Below are 17,447 nucleotides of genomic sequence, written 5' to 3' on the forward strand. Positions count from 1 at the left end.
GCTGTTGTGAGAACAAGTTTTCTTGGAATCAGTTGGTCTATCACTCAATACGTGCGAACTTTTCTTTATAATAATTTTACTATACGCTAAAACTAGCTATATTGGCTCGCTTTCGCTAAATTTACATATGAACTAACTCGCCTAACTTTGTTGCAATAATTTCAAGCTTTTATTTTCACAACGCCGTTTTTATTTAATTTGTTCTCACAAATATACGATCTTTTTTGCAATTTTAAAAAGAGTCAATAATTCAATTCTTTATAACACTAACTAGTTTTACTAAAATATTTTTCTAAAAAGCTAGTTGACTCTTATAAATAATTCTCTACTAATACTGGCATGTGTTTGTTTATTCTGCTGAACACGTAGGTTTACTGTAAAAACTTCAGCAGTTTTGGCACTTCTTTAAAGCGTAAAAAATCTTATCCTTGTGATAATGGTATTAAATTGTAATAGTTCAGACTTGATCTGACAGGCGAACAAAGTAAGATAAAAATATGAATAAATTTTAAAGGAGTGTCAGATATGAGTACAACACAAGAAAAAATACTAAAACCAAAGTTGGGATTGCTAGAACTTGCAAAGCAATTAGGAAATGTATCACAGGCGTGTAAGGTAATGGGATATTCAAGGGATACATTTTACCGCTTCAAAGAACTGTATGAAAAAGGAGGAGAAGAGGCTTTACACGAGATAAGCAAAAGCAAGCCATTATATGCAAATAGGGTATCGGAGGATATAGAAAAAGCAGTAATTGAAATAGCAATAGAATTTCCAGCGTATGGACAAGAAAGAGCAGCAAACGAACTGAAAAAGAGAGGAATTCTCATCTCTGCAAGTGGAATAAGATCAGTGTGGCAAAGAAACGATCTTGAGAATTTCAAAAAGAGGTTAAAGGCATTAGAAGCAAAAGTAGCTCAAGATGGCATTATCTTAACAGAAGAGCAGATAACAGCTCTAGAGAAGGCTAAGGAAGAAAAAGAGGCCCATGGAGAAATTGAAACAGAACATCCAGGATACTTGGGTAGCCAAGATAGCTATTATGTGGGTAATATCAAAGGTATTGGACGAATTTACCAACAAACCTTTGTTGATACCTACTCTAGAGTTGCTTTTGCTAAGCTTTATACAGAAAGGACTGCTATTACAGCTGCAGACCTTCTCAATGATAGGGTGATACCGTTTTTTGATGAACAGAAAGTATCATTGCTACGCATTTTGACGGATCGTGGTACAGAGTACTGTGGCAGACCTGAAAATCACGCTTACCAGCTGTATTTGGGGGTAGAAAATATTGATCATTCTCGAACCAAAGCTCGTTCTCCACAAACTAATGGCATCTGTGAAAGGTTCCACAGAACTATGCAAGATGAATGCTACAATATTATCTTCAGAAAGAAAATTTACACCTCTTTGGCAGAGCTTCAGCTAGATGTAGACCATTGGGTGCATTCTTACAATAGATCTCGACCGCATTCAGGTAAATATTGCTATGGTAAGACACCTATGCAAACCTTTTTTGATAGTATGCATATTGCTTATCAGAAAAATATTGATAGCATTAAACAGGATGCTGATTTTGGTTTTGACTTTGTCAATTCTTCTGTCAGTTAATTCACGCCTGTCAGATCAAGTCTGAACTATTACAATTAAATATAGTTAGCAGTTCTCAATTTTGTTAATCTGGCAATTACAAAAACTATCTAAAACTCTCATTAATAAACAATTTTTAACCTACTAGTAGTACTCACCATAAAAACTTAATAAGATCTTAACGACATGAAAAGATTATAGTTATTGACTTAATGTTACATATCGAATATCATATACCATATATCTTAGTTTAGGGGGTGAGTATGGGTGATTTTACCAAGATGATGAAATCTATCATCAATCGACTAAAGCTAAAATCTAAACCAGAACTATATGATCTTGAGTATGAATCCATTATAGAACATCTATCATCTAAAGAACATTTGTTAAATGAATCGATAAGTGATGAGATGTTGTATTTAGGGGATTTGCAATCAATTGGAAACTATAATGAACTACCATCTTTAATGGATAGCAAACTTGTACTAAAAGAACGGGTTTGTGTTTGGTTTGCACTTGAGCATGATCTTACTCTAAGTCAAAAGAAATTAAATAAAGAGTTACTCAATGCTCTGGGATGTTTAACCTCTTACCATAGCTTATCTGATAATACCGAACCTCTTGAAAAATTTTTACATGACAATAAAAATAATAAAGATTTAAAAGTAATTCTTAACCTCAAAAGAGGAGCAAATGGGTCGACGGTACTACATGCGGTTGCAGGAGCAAGTATTGATGAATTCCGTCCCCTAGGAAATCGGGCTATAGATTCACTTTTAGATGCAGGTGCAGATCCTAACATACAGGATAATGGAGGAAAAACACCATTATACATTGCTGCTGCCATAGGTAATTATGATAATGCAAACTCTCTCCTATTGAAAGGAGCTAACCCTAACATACCAAATAGGAAGGGAAAAACTCCACAACAAGTAGTAATTAAGAAACTCTGCTTTGATCTAGAACAATTACTCTTAACTGATAAACAGAAAAAGTTGAATAAGGAATTGTATGACTTACTTGTACCCAGTCCAGACTGCATTAAAAATTTAAAGGACTTTTTAGGTAAGCATAAAGGAGATCCAGACCTAGAAGTGGTGCTAAATGTTAGGGAAGGAAGAGATAGATCAAAATTGCTTTTTCATATTCAAGATCTTTCTTGGGAGCCGGAACATCAAGATCTTATTCAACAGTTAGAAAAGATAATGCTAGAAGCAGGAGTATCATATTATGATGAAAATATTATTGATCGTTCGGAGAAGAAAGGACAGGCCAGCAAATTACTCGTTAATTTAACATCAAGTCAAAAGGAGAAGTTAAGTAAGTTTTCTGATAAGGTATCTCGAGCTCAAAACATGGTTGAACTTGAAGAAGTTGTGAATGATGCTATAAAGTCTGGCGTACGATTAAACTATTCTTCTTCACAAGATTTCTTTTCAGGTAGTGAGTACACCCTTACCGATTATGTGATAAAAAAAATCAGTGAGTTGGAAAAAAATCCTAAAGTTGCTAGTAGTATAGTATGTCAATTAGTATCAAAAGGAGCGGTGTTTGGTAATACAGTTGATGCTAATATTGTTAACACACTGACATCAGAATTTAAAGAGCATAAAACTAACATGAAAAAAGCATATAAAGATTATATTAGCAATACTCATAAGTTTATTGAAGTCGCAAAAAGTGCAACTAGCAGCGAGCTGAAAGATATAAGAATAGACAACTCCGTTTTTTACTTAGAATATTCTAAAGATAGTAAAATAGACATTACAAAAATAACAGATGGGGCAAGGGGTTTGGGTCTAACCCATGGAGATTTAAAGTGTGGAAGAAATATAGTAAAGATTGGTAATAGTGAAGTAGAAATTAAAACTGAAAAAGGCAAAAGGAATTACACAGATCTTACAGAAGGCAGCGATGTAGTATTAACTTTCTATACTAGTTTGGGAGAGTTAGAGGTTAGGTTGCGTCCTGACATAAAAAATAAAAGCCATATAAAGGTGGAAGTATGCAATCAAGATCTGCTGAAGCAATTAAAAGATTGTAAAGAAAAAATAGGAGAGAATTGCTTACTAGGAGAGTTATCAGTTAACCAAGCCATAGAACAAGGATTTTTTGTCAGATCTGGAAAATTGATGCGTTCTGAAACGATGAGTCAATCTGATGGAAAAATCGGTCCTTTGACAAAACTTGATGAAATAAGAGGAGCCTCAAGTTTCAAAGAAACAGTAAGCCGTTGTATATAGTAAGGACAGATGTTGATGTTAAGTTAATAGCTTAAGAGATTTTCTAAGGAATTTATCTTGATGTTTATAGTCTTTAAAGCATACCACTGGCTTTAAGATTTTTTAGGTCAGTTGCCTATATTAATAGGAACACCTACCTCAATTTGCCAACTCTTGAAATTCAGCTAACTTTAATAGGCTTTAGCATAAAGAAGTTGAACATTTCTTCAGAATTGTGTATAATTATTAACGCTTTTTAGGTTAATTTCTTATGACTTTTTCTAAGTTTCTTGATCCCAAAAATGATATATCGTTCAAGCGTATCTTTGGTACTGAAAAAAATAAGGATATTCTTATTCACTTTCTCAATGATATCCTTGGCTTCACTGGTAAAAATGAAATAAAGGGTATAGAGTTTTTAAGTACTATTCAAGACCCTGATATTGCTGCTAAAAAGCAAAGTATTGTTGATGTCCTCTGTAGAGATGAAAATGGACTGCAAGTGATCGTCGAAATGGTGCGACCTGAAAGCCTTCGGTCATATTGTTTAAAAGGAGAGGAATTCATTCAGAAAGAAACTGAAAGGATTCTAAAGCTTATTGAACCAGATGTTTTGCCATCTGAGTCTACGCATCAGTGCGAATTGGGTAACCAGTTGGTGCCGAGCGACGCGGACAATGAACCTCCTCTTGATAAAGAAGATGCTCAATCGTGAGAGAAAGCATAAACTACAAGCATCATGTGGTTGGAGGGCTAGGCTTAGTGGTATGGTGAACGTAAGTGAAGCTTCATAAGTATCGTAACGATTAAAGAGCTAAAGATGCTGATAAGCTCCGACCAAAAGGTAATGTGGATGAGTTACATTTTTCATTTCTGGATGTACGCAAATAATAATTCCACCGGTATAGAGAAGCCACCTAACCCACTATTGTATGACAAAAGGAACAGGATAAGCCTGTATTTTCGCCTATATGGCAGGCAACCCGCAAGGAATGCTGATGGATGTGCAGGTAAAGGATAATGGAGAAAGCGAATGCCATTTTGTAACGAAATGGATAGAATTTGTAACATTAATTCGCGTGAAAACGAGCAGACTTCCATTTGGTCCCTCATGACAAGAAACTTTGTTAACCACTTAAGGTAGGAAAGCAGATGATTACAAGTACAACTGTAAGTGCACCTACCAATAACTCCGAAGCATGGAACCAGTTACCCTGGAAGAAATGCCAAAAAGTTGTTATGAGGCTACAGAGGCGTATTGTTAAGGCTGTCCAACAAGGCAGATGGGGTAAGGTGAAAACTTTACAACACCTTCTCACACGCTCTTTTAGCGGCAAAGCTTTGGCGGTTAAGAGAGTAACTGAAAACCAAGGAAAAAACACAGCAGGTGTAGATCGTCAAATATGGTCAACTTGCAACACAAAATTTCAAGGAATAAAGCTATTAAAACAAAGAGGATACAAACCTTCTCCGCTAAAACGGATATACATCAGTAAGTCTAATGGCAAAAGAAGACCTCTTGGAATCCCTACGATAAAAGATAGAGCCATGCAAGCATTATACTTGTTTGCTTTGGAACCGATAGCTGAAACGATCAGTGATCGTCACTCTTATGGTTTTAGACCAAAAAGATCCTGCGCAGACGCTACTGTGGCTTGTCACTTGTTACTGGCAAGCCGTAACCAACTACAATGGATACTCGAAGGTGATATTAAAGGGTGTTTTGATAACATTAACCATGAATGGCTCATGAAGCATATTCCTATGGAGAAGAAAATTCTTCATAGCTGGTTAAAAGCTGGCTTCCTAGAATCAAAAACTCTGTATTCCACAACTGCAGGTACCCCACAAGGTAGTATCATCTCTCCAATACTAGCAAATCTAGCCCTAAATGGACTTGAAAAATCATTGGAAAGTCAATTTGGTAAACTTGGCAGTAAAAGAAGAAGCAAAATCAGAAGTGGAGTAAATGTAATCAGGTACGCAGATGACTTTATCATTTCAGGAATCACACGTGAAGCACTGGAAAATGAAGTAAAACCTCTAGTATCGTCCTTTCTTCAGGAGAGAGGTCTTATCCTTTCCGAAGAGAAAACAAAAATTACATCTATTACAACAGGGTTTGACTTTCTTGGTTGTAATGTACGCAGGTATAATAAGAAGTTAATTATAAAACCTTCAAAAGAAAGTATTAAGAAACTTCTTAATAAAGCACGTACATTGATAAAGGCAAACATAGCGAACACTCAGGCCGTACTAATCAAGTTGCTCAATTCCCTATTAAGGGGATGGGGAAATTACTACAGCCATGTGTGTGCGAAAAGAGCTTTTAACAAAATAGACCATGAAATTATGTGTGCTCTATGGAAATGGGCAAAGAAAAGACATCCTCGTAAAGGATTACGTTGGATAAAGAATCGTTACTTCAAGGTAATGAAACAACGCCAATGGGTCTTTGCTGCACCCATATGCAAGAACAAACCGAAAGAGATAAGGTATTTAAGACTGCTTAGGTTGATTGATATACCTATCAGACGACATGTTAAAATCAGGGCGGATGCAAATCCACTTGACTTAAAATGGAAAAAGTATTTTGATGAAAGAGTGAAACAAACAAAAATGTTAGCAAGCTCTTTCTCAAGAGAAGGTTCTCTACTGTTGGTGTCACCATTAAGAATGATGTTTTCTGAGGAATCATGAAGGACAAGCCGGTTCGAGAAAAGAAGGACTTAGATAAGGGGCTCAAGCGTAGTGTGGGGAAACCTGCATGCTGCGTTTCTAAGGGAGGGAGTAGTAGCAATACTACTTCCTTACCTAACCAGCTTACTCGCGATAAAGGCTTCGAAAAACGAGCTCAACTATATGCTGCTAAGGCTTACTCAAGGCAAGCTGATAAATCTGGTAAGTACATTGATTTAAAGAAGGTTTTCTTTATTGCTATCTCTAATTGTAATTTATTTCCTGATAAGCTTGATTATATATCCAGCCACACTATAAGAGATGAGAAAACCAATGAGCATGACTTAAAAGATTTTCAATTTGTATTTATTGAACTACCTAAATTTCCTAAGAATAAGGAAGAACAGCTAGAAAGCATAGTGGATCGTTGGTTATTTTTCTTCAAATATGCAGATGAAACTACGGAAGAAGACTTAAGGAAAATAGCAGAAAAAGCACCAATAATAAAGTTAGCCTACGATGAATTAGACAGGTTTAGCTGGAATGAAAAAGATTTAGTAGCTTATGAAGAAAGAATAATGGATCTACGGAAAGAAGAAGCCATTCTTGAATACAGACTTGACCTTGCTACTGAAAAAGGCATCCAAATTGGCGAAGAAAGAGGCATCAAAATCGGTAAAGAGGAAGGGAAAATTGAAGGAAAAATCGAAGGAAAAATCGAAGGAAAAATCGAAGTCGCAAAAGCAATGCTGGCTAACAATGTTGATGTCAACACTATTGTCAAATTTACTGGCCTTTCTATTAGTGAGATTGAAGAATTAAGTGTGAACGGTTACTAATTAAGAACTTTAATTATCAATCATAAATCACTGAATTTCGCTAGTAAATTTGTTGCCATTGTCCATATTGCACAATTGTATATAAGATATAGTATAACAATAGTGTCCGTTCAGCTAAGAGGTTGTCCGGAAACAAGTAAAAGGCTATAATATCTGAAATTTTAGTACGGGGTAAAGATGAGAAAAAAGTATCCAACAGATCTAAGCGAAAGGGAATGGGCAAGAATAGAAAAACACTTCAGAGTATCATACAAGAAAGGAGGAAGGCCGCCAAAGTATAGCAAAAGAGAAATATTAGAAGCAATTTTCTATGTATTGCGTACAGGGTGTCAATGGCGGCATTTACCAAATGATTTTCCGCTATGGAAGACTATGTATGAGCAGTTCAGGCAATGGAAGAAGCAGGGAATTTTTGAGAAAATGAATTATGAAATTACAAAATATAGTAGAAGAAAAATAGGAAGGAATGAGCAGCCGAGTGCCTGTATAGTAGATAGTCAATCTGTAAAGACTACAGAAAAGGGGGGATCAAAGGCTATGATGGAAGTAAAAAAGTAAAGGGTAGAAAAAGGCATATAATTACAGACACTCAGGGTTTTATACTAGGTTGTTACGTAGGCGCTGCTAACGAAAATGATAGAGATGGTATTAAAATAGCATTAAACAATATGAGAACAAAATATACTAAAGTTAAAAAAATGTGGGCTGACATGGGATACCAAGGAAGAAATTTAAAGAATCACATAAAGGAAGAATATAACATAGATATTGAAATTGTTAAAAGGCCTCCATGTAGATTTTGGGTGCACAAAGATACGCCACCTGAGCTACTACCAACAAGAGAACAAGGGTTTAAAGTACAGCCAAGAAGATGGGTTGTAGAAAGGACTTTTGCTTGGGTTAATAGGAATAGAAGGCTATCGAAGGAGTATGATTTACTCACAACATCCACTGAGAATTTCATATACCTAGCTATAAGTAGGGTTATGTTAAAGAGGGAATATGCTTGAATTTACTAGTTTCCGGACAACCTCTAATACCAATTCCCACTGCACAATAAACGGATAGATAACAATGGAAAAAAAGCCATACTATTGCCTTTCTTTCTCACTCCACAATTAAATAACTCTACAATATCGCTTATTTGATTCACTAATAATGAGAATTGGTATAACTTTGCTATTTTTCTCTCTAGATTCTTGCAAAGTTCTACAAGATTAACCACATTACCTCACGGTTTCTCTATGATTATTTTTTTAGATTACTTGTTTACCTTATTTGCCGTTCTCCTGAACGAATATACATAAGCTATAAAAACTATCTAATAGCTACCCAAAACCCTTATTTCCCACTCAAGTTCAACATTAAATTTATCCTTTACTGCATCTTTTACTTTGTTGCCAAGGTTTTCCAAGTCAGATGCAGTTGCATTATCGTAATTGAGCAAGAAGTTACAATGTTTCTTAGAGATTCTAGCTCCACCAATATTTAACCCTAGGCAGCCGGATTTATCAATTAACTCCCATGCTCGGTAGTTTTTTGGATTTTTGAATATGCACCCAGCAGTTTTTCCTCTTATTGGCTGGCTTTTATTTTTTCTCTCAACAATTTCCTTTAACCTTTGCAATATAAGCTCATACTCTGAGTTTACTCCTTTAAACTCAGCTTCAACAAAAATCCAATTTCCTTTTAGGCTATGTCCACGGTAAAAATACCCCATTTCTTCGCTGGAGAACTCATATAGGTTTCCATCCTCTAGATTCACTGCTTTTATGGATTGTACAACACTTGCGATGTCACTACCATACGCACCTGCATTCATTTCTATTCCGCCACCAACTGTTCCTGGAATTCCAACTAGAAACTCAAGTCCACTAATTTGTTGCTCTCCTGCAAAGTAAGCAAGGTTACTAAGCAGCGCAGCACCGCCTGCAACAATAGAGTTGTTACCCTTACTTTTAATATATGCAAACTCCTTACCTAATTTTACTGTTATTCCTCGAATGCCGCTATCTCGCACTATTATGTTGGATGTTGCACCAATAACACTAACTGGCAACTCAGTGTTTTTAATCAAGCATGTTAAATCTTCAATATCACGTGGTTTAAATAATATATCAGCTCGTCCACCGACATTTAACCACGTTGCTTTAGACATTAAGATGTCATAACGATAGATTCCACGTACTTTAGGTAAGCTTATAAGCATTTTGATTTCAACTCTAACCCTGCATCCATACCCATTTTCTCCGCATCTTCTATAAATGAAGTGCGCTCAGTGAAATATATATTTTTTCCATCTGCCAACATACAACGAAGGTATAGCATATTTTCGCTTACATATTCAGCCAAAGCTGCAAGTGGTGTAAAACATGAACCATTCACTGTCTTCATAAAACTGCGCTCTGATTTCACTCCTATAAAAGACATATTATTATTAATTTTCTCTAAAAGATCGATAATTTTTACATCATTCCTTCTACATTGAATACAAATCGCTCCCTGTCCCACTGCACTTAACATAACTTTTGGTGGCAATACCTCTGTAATTAAGTGATGTTTTTCTAATCTTATGAGTCCTGCTTCAGCTAAAATTATTCCATCAAAACTTTGATTTTGCAATCTAGTTGTTACATTTCCACGTAGCGGTACTATATTTAAATCTGGTCTAACATTTAACAACTGAACTTTTCTTCTTATTGAAGAAGTGGCAATAGTAGCCTGCTGTGGCAAAGACTCAAGGCTATTGTGTTTATGAGAAATAAACGCATCGCATGGACTTAGCCTTTCTAAAACACAAGGAATTGTTAAACCCCCTGAGAAAAACGCAGGCATATCCTTTAGCGAGTGAACTGCCATGTCTATATTATTTTCGAGCAATTCAGTCTCAATTTCTTTAATGAATAATCCTTTGCCTCCTATTTCAGCAAGATTTGCGTTTGCATACTTATCTCCAGAAGTTTTTATCTTAACAATTTCAATAGATAAGTTAGGAAAAGAGTCCAGCAACTTTTGTTTTGCTTCCAAAGCCTGGGCAACTGCAAGCTTGCTTCCTCTGGTACCTATTTTGACTAGCATGTGTACGATTGTTTGTCTGATGTCATTCAAGTAGCTAACTACTTGGATCCAGTTTATATAAACCTTTGCATTTATTGTACTTTAACTTAAAACCAAAAGCAACTTTGACTTTACAAAATAATAACCTTTTATATGCATAAATAAGCTTACTGGATTCTAGTACTTGCATGACAAGGTATAAACCTTATCGTCATACCACTGCGAACCGTCATACCGTCACGGTATCTCTAGATCCCGCTAACACGTAGCGGGATGACGAATTATTTAACCGTCATACCGCGATTCATTCGCGGTATCTCTAGATCCCGCTAACAAGCAGCGGGATGACGGTTGTCGTTTAGCCATAAATATTAAGAAATTTACCAAATAAAAAAAAAGGCAAAAGAAGCCCTGGGGTTATTATCCGCTTTAAAATATTGGCGTTTTTTATGTTTTAAACGCTTGACAAGCGAGATTCAGCCGCTTTTAATTGCAACTAACTTACGCTGCAAATGTTTAAGAAATTTACTAAGCAGAAAAAAAGACAAAGAATCCCCGAGTTAGCTAGTCTTTTACTATCTCTGTCGAGTATTGGCATTTTTTGATGTCTTGTAACGCTTTATAAGCGCGTTCAGCTTATTTAGATAAAAATCTAGATGTAGATGAAGTTTTGTAAAGACATACAGTATCTATATACTGCAAAAAATTGAACATAAGACGCCGATACATTAAGTAATCCTTACCTTTTAATCTGCAGATTGGCGAAAGCAAATACAATAGCTTCACTATCATGATAAGGGGGCTGGCGGAGTTTGTCAAGGAATTTTTATGGCTGCGCTGGAATGACATTTGGGAGTTGTGGTCCACTTCTAAATGATAAGAGCCTCAATGAATTTATTAGTTTATTACATGTCTCTTTTCATGTATAAATCTATAGAAAGTTTTATACGGAAGTTGTTTTATGAGCAAAATTATAGAAATCAGAGCACCAAAAACTCTTGGTGGTGAATCAGTTACAGAAGGTATAGTAAAAATAAAGAAGGGTATTGGAGAAGCAGTAAAAGTAGATGACTTGATCTTTGAAATTGAAACTGACAAAACAGCACTCGAATTAACTGCAGAAGCTTCAGGGCAAATAACTGAATTTCTTATAAAAGAAGATGATGTAATAAGTCCTGATCAATTGTTAGCGAAGCTTTCCATGGGAGAAGTAAAAGAGGAAGCGAGAAAAGAAGATAAAAGCGAAAGTGCTGCTAAAAAAGATGCTCCATCAGCTCGTAAAATTATGGAAGAAAATGCAATCAGTGCAGAAAGCGTCAAAGGAACTGGCATGGGAGGCAGAATAACAAAAGCAGATGTGATAGGCCATATGAACAAAGCTGAACAACCTGCAATAAAACAATATGAATTGCCAAAAAGTGTAGTAAATGGAGAGCAAAGAGAGGAACGAGTAAAAATGAGCAAAATAAGGCAAGTAATTGCCGCTCGTTTGAAAGCATCGCAAAATACTGCTGCAATACTGACCACGTTCAATGAAATTGACATGAAGAATGTCATGGATCTAAGAGCAAAATATAAGGACGCCTTTGAAAAAAAATATGGAATAAAACTTGGTTTTATGTCGTTTTTTATAAAGGCAGCGGTGCAAGCATTGAAAGAAATTGCTGAAATTAACGCTGAAATCTCAGGCGATGAAATCATATATAAACATTACTATGACGTAGGTGTTGCTGTTGGCACCGATAAAGGTCTTGTTGTACCAGTTATTCGGGGTGCCGATCAGATGTCATTTGCAGAAATTGAGTTGACTTTAGTTGCTCTTGGCAAAAAAGCTCGTGAGGGTAAATTACAAGTATCAGAAATGGAAGGTGCAACATTTACCATCTCAAACGGTGGAGTATACGGTTCACTTCTTTCCACTCCGATAATAAACCCTCCGCAATCTGGAATACTTGGAATGCATTCAATACAAAACAGGCCAGTTGCTGTTGGTAATGCAGTAGAAATCAGACCTATGATGTACATTGCTCTCTCTTACGATCACAGAATAGTTGACGGCAAAGGAGCAGTAACTTTCCTCGTTAAAATAAAAAATTATATAGAAGATCCAAACAGGTTAGTTTTGGAAGTGTGATTATAAAATAAGTGATTATTAATCTAGTGTTGCTAAAAGCCTAAATATCATCTAGCTCTGCCAGCAGTTTAGCAACTTCCGGATGATCAGGGCCATAATGTTTCTTAAAGATGGATGAAGCCCGTGCAAACAACTCCTTTTGTTTCTTATGGTTACCTAGAGCACCATAGGCGTCGCTTAGGTTTATCAGTAGTGTAGCAACTTCCGGGTGATCAGGGCCGTAATGTTTCTCAAAAATAGGTAAAGCCCGTTCGAACAACTCTTTTGCTTTCTGAGGATCATCTAAATCCCCATAGGTGATACTTAGGTTTGCCAGTAGCTTAGCAACCTGGATATGGCAAGGGCCATAATGTTTCTCAAAAATAGGTAAAGCCTGTTCAAGCAACTTCTTCTTTTTCTTATGATCACCTAAAGCACCATAAGCCATACCCAAGTTTCTTAGTATTCTAGCAACTTCGAAATGGTCGAGGCTGTAATGTTTCTTTTGAATTGCTAAAGCCTGTTCAAGCAACTCTTTTGCTTTCTGGGGATTACCTAAATCCTTGTAAGCGTTACCTAGATTCACTAGTGCTCTAGCAACTTCAAAGTGATTAGGTCTGTAATGTTTCTTTTTGATTGCTAAAGCTCGTTCAAGCAACTCCTTTTGTTTCTGAGGATCACCCAAATCCCCACAAGCGATACCAAGGTTTGTCAGTGTAATAGCGACTTCAAAATGATCAGGTCCATAATGTTTCTCTTGAATTACTAAAGCTCGTTCAAGCAACTCTTTTGCTTTCTGAGGATTACCTAAAGCCCTATAAGCGGCACCTAAGTTTGTCAGTAGCTTAGCAACTTGAAAATGATCAAAGCTATAATATTTCTCAAAAATAGATAAGGCTTGTTCAAGCAACTCCTTTTTTTTCTTATGATTACCCAAAGTACCACAAGCGTTACCTAGGTTTATCAGTGTTCTAGCAACTTCGAAATGATCAGGTCCATAATGTTTCTCTTGAATTACTAAAGCTCGTTCAAGCAACTCTTTTGCTTTCTGAGGATTACCTAAAGTCCTATAAACGGCACCTAGGTTTGTCAGTAGCTTAGCAACTTGAAAATGACCAGAGCCATAATGTTTCTCAAAAATAGGTAAAGCTCGTTCAAGCAACTTTTTTGCTTTCTGAGGATTACCTAAATCTCCATAAGCGATACCTAAGTTTACTAGTATCATAGCAACTGTAAGATGATCAAAGCCATAATATTTCTCGTCGATTATTAAAGCCTGTTCAAGCAACTCCTTTTGTTTCTGAGGATTACCTAAATCTCCATAAGCGTTGCCTAGGTTTGCCAGTAATTTAGCAACTCCAGGATGATCAGGGCTGTAATGTTTCTTAAAGATGGGCAAAGCCTGTTCAAGCAACTCTTTTGCTTTCTGAGAATCACCTAATGCGTAATGAGCGTTGCCTAGGTTTACAAGTGTTCTAGCAACTTCAAAATGATCAGAGTCGTAATGCTTTTCCTTGATTGCTAAAGCCTGTTCAAGCAACGCTTTCGCTTTCTGAGAATCACCTAAAGTCCCATCAGCGTTACCTAGGTTTGCCAGTGTTATAGCAATTTCTGGATGATCAGGGCCGTAATGTTTCTCTTGAATAGGTAAAACTCGCTCAAGCAACTCCTTTTGTCTTCTGGGATTACCCAAGTCATGGTATCCATCATCCATACATATTAACAAATCTTCAAGATAATACTTCTCTATTGTTTGCTTTTCTAAAGGATTTTTTTCTAGCCAATCATCTATATGTGATAAGAACGTTTCTAAATGTGGTAACAACTGTCGTTTCTTAGCATAATCTTCTAATTTGTCACTACCATAAGGGAAGCTTTCTTCCAGTAACTCAAAAGTCTTTTTCACAACTTTGTCTTTGCCTTGTTTTTCTAACTCTATTCTTGTTACTTGCTGCACTAACCTGTGAACGTTGACTGAACTTTGCTCTTCTCCTGAGTTGATCATTGAATATTGCTTAAGAGGTTGTCCGGAAACAAGTAAAAGGCTATAATATCTGAAATTTTAGTACGGGGTAAAGATGAGAAAAAAGTATCCAACAGATCTAAGCGAAAGGGAATGGGCAAGAATAGAAAAACACTTCAGAGTATCATACAAGAAAGGAGGAAGGCCGCCAAAGTATAGCAAAAGAGAAATATTAGAAGCAATTTTCTATGTATTGCGTACAGGGTGTTAATGGCGGTATTTACCAAATGATTTTCCGCTATGGAAGACTGTGTATGAGCAGTTCAGGCAATGGAAGAAGCAGGGAATTTTTGAGAAAATGAATTATGAAATTACAAAATATAGTAGAAGAAAAATAGGAAGGAATGAGCAGCCGAGTGCCTGTATAGTAGATAGTCAATCTGTAAAGACTACAGAAAAGGGGGGATCAAAGGCTATGATGGAAGTAAAAAAGTAAAGGGTAGAAAAAGGCATATAATTACAGACACTCAGGGTTTTATACTAGGTTGTTACGTAGGCGCTGCTAACGAAAATGATAGAGATGGTATTAAAATAGCATTAAACAATATGAGAACAAAATATACTAAAGTTAAAAAAATGTGGGCTGACATGGGATACCAAGGAAGAAATTTAAAGAATCACATAAAGGAAGAATATGACATAGATATTGAAATTGTTAAAAGGCCTCCATGTAGATTTTGGGTGCACAAAGATACGCCACCTGAGCTACTACCAACAAGAGAACAAGGGTTTAAAGTACAGCCAAGAAGATGGGTTGTAGAAAGGACTTTTGCTTGGGTTAATAGGAATAGAAGGCTATCGAAGGAGTATGATTTACTCACAACATCCACTGAGAATTTCATATACCTAGCTATGAGTAGGGTTATGTTAAAGAGGGAATATGCTTGAATTTACTTGTTTCCGGACAACCTCTAAGTAGTTGGATAGCATCACCTAACTTTTCTCTATTGCGTTCTAATCCTAAAAACATTTCTACAGGAATATTGTCAGAGGCAATATAGGCGATAATATCTAAAATTTCTTTGGCTTGCTGGCCATACTCTGCGTTGTCTTTGATTTTATTAATAGTAATTTTCCAGGTTATAAAAGTTGTCTTGGTGTAGCTATTGTCGCTGTCTTTAGGAAACTTAAAATCAAGTAATTTTTCTGCTTCCTTTTTATATCTCTTTAAATAATCACTAATTTCAAACTTCAAGCCTACATTCTTTAATGCTATATCCCTTTCTTTTATGTATACAACTGCCTGCTGCAGAGCTAAAGGAAAATGCTGTAATGTTTCTGCTAAATTCTTTATTTCATTTTCTTGTGATTCATCTTTTATACCTAGTGCTTTTCTAATGAAGTCCATTGATTCTGGTTCAGTAAATGCACCCAATGTTAATGATTTTATATCTCCCCATTTCTGATTACGAGAGGTAATCAAAACACTAGGTTTATTATCATCAGATGATAAAAAGTGGGACGGTAAGAATTGACTAATACCAGCATCTTGACCTTCACTTCTATATTCTTCTGCATTATCGAAAACAAAGAGACTTTTTCTCTTGGCGAAAAAAGCGTATATGTCTCTTACAATAGATTCAATATCCCTATCTTCTGTAGGAATGCCTAAAGGATCTCTAGCTAACCTGAGAAAAGACTGCACCATGGTTTCATGGGTTTCAGCTTTTATCCATATAATATTGTTGTCATAATCTTTACTGTGTTCTTCAATATATTTTTTGGCCAGCTCAGTCTTACCTATTCCTCCCAACCCACTAATAGAAACCAGTTGCGATATTACTGTGGCTACACCTTGACTCTCTTGTATTGACTCATGCAATTTTTCTAGCTCTGTTTTTCTTCCAGTAAACGATCCTACTGGGTTTCTTACCTCAAATCGAAAGCCTCCTAAGATTTCTTCTTTCATCTTGCGAAAGAATTCTCTTCCGTCTTCATGTGTAAGAAAACGTCTCCCTTTTTCTTTCAGCCAATCTAGCATTTTTTCTTGGAAGCGAGCGTAAACATTTTTTCTGTCAATATCATTAAATTGCTCACCTAGCTCACTTTTGATAATATCCGCTAGTTTTATTTCATTAGGCTGATTTACTGCAAATACTAATTTGTCAAAAAATTCTTTTATATTGTCTTCCAACCTACCTTCATTCATCATTCGTCCAAATTCACGTTGCCACGTCTGATTTCTTTCCAATTTCCTTTTTGAGTCCTGATCTGGTTTACTTTGAAGTTTTTCTATCTCCTCTTCTAATTCTTTTATCATCTCCTCCACAGCACCCTTAAATGTCGGTTGCATTATTGAAATCATGTTATCGTGAGTACAAGAGAACTTATATCTAGTGCCGCCGTCTTTAAAAAAGACATCACTAGTGTCGATTACTTCAACCAAAATTTCTATTTTCTCGTTTGGTCCTGAAGTTTTTACCTTCAATTTCCTCACTGTGTTTTGTGCTGTACTTTGATCCAGATCAAAATCGATATTAGTACAGATAATAAAATCTTTCAGGTTACCATCTGCAAAATCTTGATTATTTTTGATCTTTAGGTAAGAAATGAAATACTTTGCTAATCCAAATTCACCACTTTTATCTTTTGTAAGTAAGTTCCCTACTCCAATTTTCTTGTTATCTTCATCTTGTGTGTGTTTGGCCTGCAAAAAGCGGTATGCTTTCTTACTACCCTGGATATATTCAAATACTAAGTCATCAAACTTTCTGGCTTCTTCTATTTCTGTACCTAAGCGAAAAGAATGCTGATAGAGCACTCCGCGATGCAAAAACAGCATCAATACCTTTAACTGATAGATATTACCGTGCATAACTAGTTACCTCATACAGGCTGCTATAAATTTGTTTGATCTAGAATTAAAGATTACCAAACACCTAAAATAATGCAATAGAGTCTTTACATGTTGATAGAAGGCC

The 17,447-nt window shown here is 36.0% G+C and carries 11 protein-coding genes and 3 pseudogenes; 9 read left to right on the forward strand and 5 right to left on the reverse strand.

Features of this window, described 5'->3' with window-relative positions; genetic code table 11:
- The first annotated feature begins 525 nt into the window (after positions 1 to 525).
- From ABWU73_RS05465 to ABWU73_RS05495, 7 genes and pseudogenes are all read left to right on the forward strand, one after another.
- Complete coding sequence (locus tag ABWU73_RS05465) at positions 526 to 1,614, forward strand: IS481 family transposase (RefSeq protein WP_264329420.1); 1,089 nt, start codon at positions 526 to 528, stop codon at positions 1,612 to 1,614.
- A 242-nt stretch (positions 1,615 to 1,856) separates the two neighbouring features.
- On the forward strand, positions 1,857 to 3,836 hold the full coding sequence (locus ABWU73_RS05470) for an ankyrin repeat domain-containing protein (protein ID WP_264329746.1): 1,980 nt from the start codon (positions 1,857 to 1,859) through the stop codon (positions 3,834 to 3,836).
- 250 nt (positions 3,837 to 4,086) lie between these two features.
- Positions 4,087 to 4,332: pseudogene (locus ABWU73_RS05475) on the forward strand (PD-(D/E)XK nuclease family transposase); the annotation flags it as partial.
- Positions 4,333 to 4,786: 454 nt separating this feature from the next.
- The gene (locus ABWU73_RS05480) at positions 4,787 to 4,930 is read left to right on the forward strand and encodes a hypothetical protein (protein ID WP_173862902.1); all 144 of its coding nucleotides are present in this window, start codon (positions 4,787 to 4,789) and stop codon (positions 4,928 to 4,930) included.
- 37 nt (positions 4,931 to 4,967) lie between these two features.
- Positions 4,968 to 6,515 carry a group II intron reverse transcriptase/maturase gene (gene ltrA, locus ABWU73_RS05485; RefSeq protein WP_341810189.1) on the forward strand — a complete coding sequence of 516 codons (1,548 nt, stop codon included), beginning with the start codon at positions 4,968 to 4,970 and terminating at the stop codon, positions 6,513 to 6,515.
- Positions 6,512 to 7,333 carry an Rpn family recombination-promoting nuclease/putative transposase gene (locus ABWU73_RS05490; RefSeq protein ID WP_341810190.1) on the forward strand — a complete coding sequence of 274 codons (822 nt, stop codon included), beginning with the start codon at positions 6,512 to 6,514 and terminating at the stop codon, positions 7,331 to 7,333. Before ltrA ends, ABWU73_RS05490 begins: the two co-directional genes overlap by 4 nt.
- Positions 7,334 to 7,510: 177 nt before the next feature.
- Positions 7,511 to 8,343 (forward strand): annotated as a pseudogene (locus tag ABWU73_RS05495) (IS5 family transposase).
- A gap of 23 nt (positions 8,344 to 8,366) precedes the next feature.
- Here the strand turns inward: ABWU73_RS05495 and ABWU73_RS05500 are convergent.
- The 3 genes from ABWU73_RS05500 to hemC all read right to left on the reverse strand — a co-directional run bounded on the left by ABWU73_RS05500 (position 8,367) and on the right by hemC (position 10,411).
- Complete coding sequence (locus tag ABWU73_RS05500; protein WP_070356842.1) at positions 8,367 to 8,558, reverse strand: hypothetical protein; 192 nt, start codon at positions 8,556 to 8,558, stop codon at positions 8,367 to 8,369.
- A 96-nt stretch (positions 8,559 to 8,654) separates the two neighbouring features.
- Positions 8,655 to 9,542 (reverse strand): UDP-N-acetylmuramate dehydrogenase, encoded by an 888-nt coding sequence (gene murB / locus ABWU73_RS05505; RefSeq protein ID WP_264329809.1) that lies wholly within the window; start codon positions 9,540 to 9,542, stop codon positions 8,655 to 8,657.
- Positions 9,533 to 10,411, reverse strand: coding sequence for a hydroxymethylbilane synthase (hemC, locus tag ABWU73_RS05510; protein WP_264329869.1), 879 nt, complete (start codon positions 10,409 to 10,411; stop codon positions 9,533 to 9,535). The genes murB and hemC overlap by 10 nt, the downstream gene beginning before the upstream one ends.
- A 940-nt stretch (positions 10,412 to 11,351) precedes the next feature.
- Between hemC and odhB the strand changes: the two genes are divergently transcribed.
- On the forward strand, positions 11,352 to 12,524 hold the full coding sequence (odhB, locus tag ABWU73_RS05515; RefSeq protein ID WP_010962667.1) for a 2-oxoglutarate dehydrogenase complex dihydrolipoyllysine-residue succinyltransferase: 1,173 nt from the start codon (positions 11,352 to 11,354) through the stop codon (positions 12,522 to 12,524).
- Positions 12,525 to 12,564: 40 nt separating this feature from the next.
- Here odhB and ABWU73_RS05520 read toward each other — a convergent pair whose 3' ends face one another.
- Complete coding sequence (locus ABWU73_RS05520) at positions 12,565 to 14,508, reverse strand: tetratricopeptide repeat protein (protein WP_341810191.1); 1,944 nt, start codon at positions 14,506 to 14,508, stop codon at positions 12,565 to 12,567.
- Positions 14,509 to 14,581: 73 nt separating this feature from the next.
- Between ABWU73_RS05520 and ABWU73_RS05525 the strand changes: the two are divergent.
- Positions 14,582 to 15,414, forward strand: a pseudogene (locus ABWU73_RS05525) (IS5-like element ISWpi1 family transposase).
- On the opposite strand, the gene ABWU73_RS05530 reads toward ABWU73_RS05525, so the two are convergent.
- Positions 15,389 to 17,341 carry an NB-ARC domain-containing protein gene (locus ABWU73_RS05530; RefSeq protein WP_341810192.1) on the reverse strand — a complete coding sequence of 651 codons (1,953 nt, stop codon included), beginning with the start codon at positions 17,339 to 17,341 and terminating at the stop codon, positions 15,389 to 15,391. The pseudogene ABWU73_RS05525 and the gene ABWU73_RS05530 sit on opposite strands and share 26 nt — an antisense overlap.
- Positions 17,342 to 17,447: the final 106 nt, after the last annotated feature.

The organism is Wolbachia endosymbiont (group A) of Andrena helvola, assembly GCF_964028415.1.
In the GTDB taxonomy this organism is placed as follows: Bacteria; Pseudomonadota; Alphaproteobacteria; order Rickettsiales; family Anaplasmataceae; genus Wolbachia; species Wolbachia pipientis.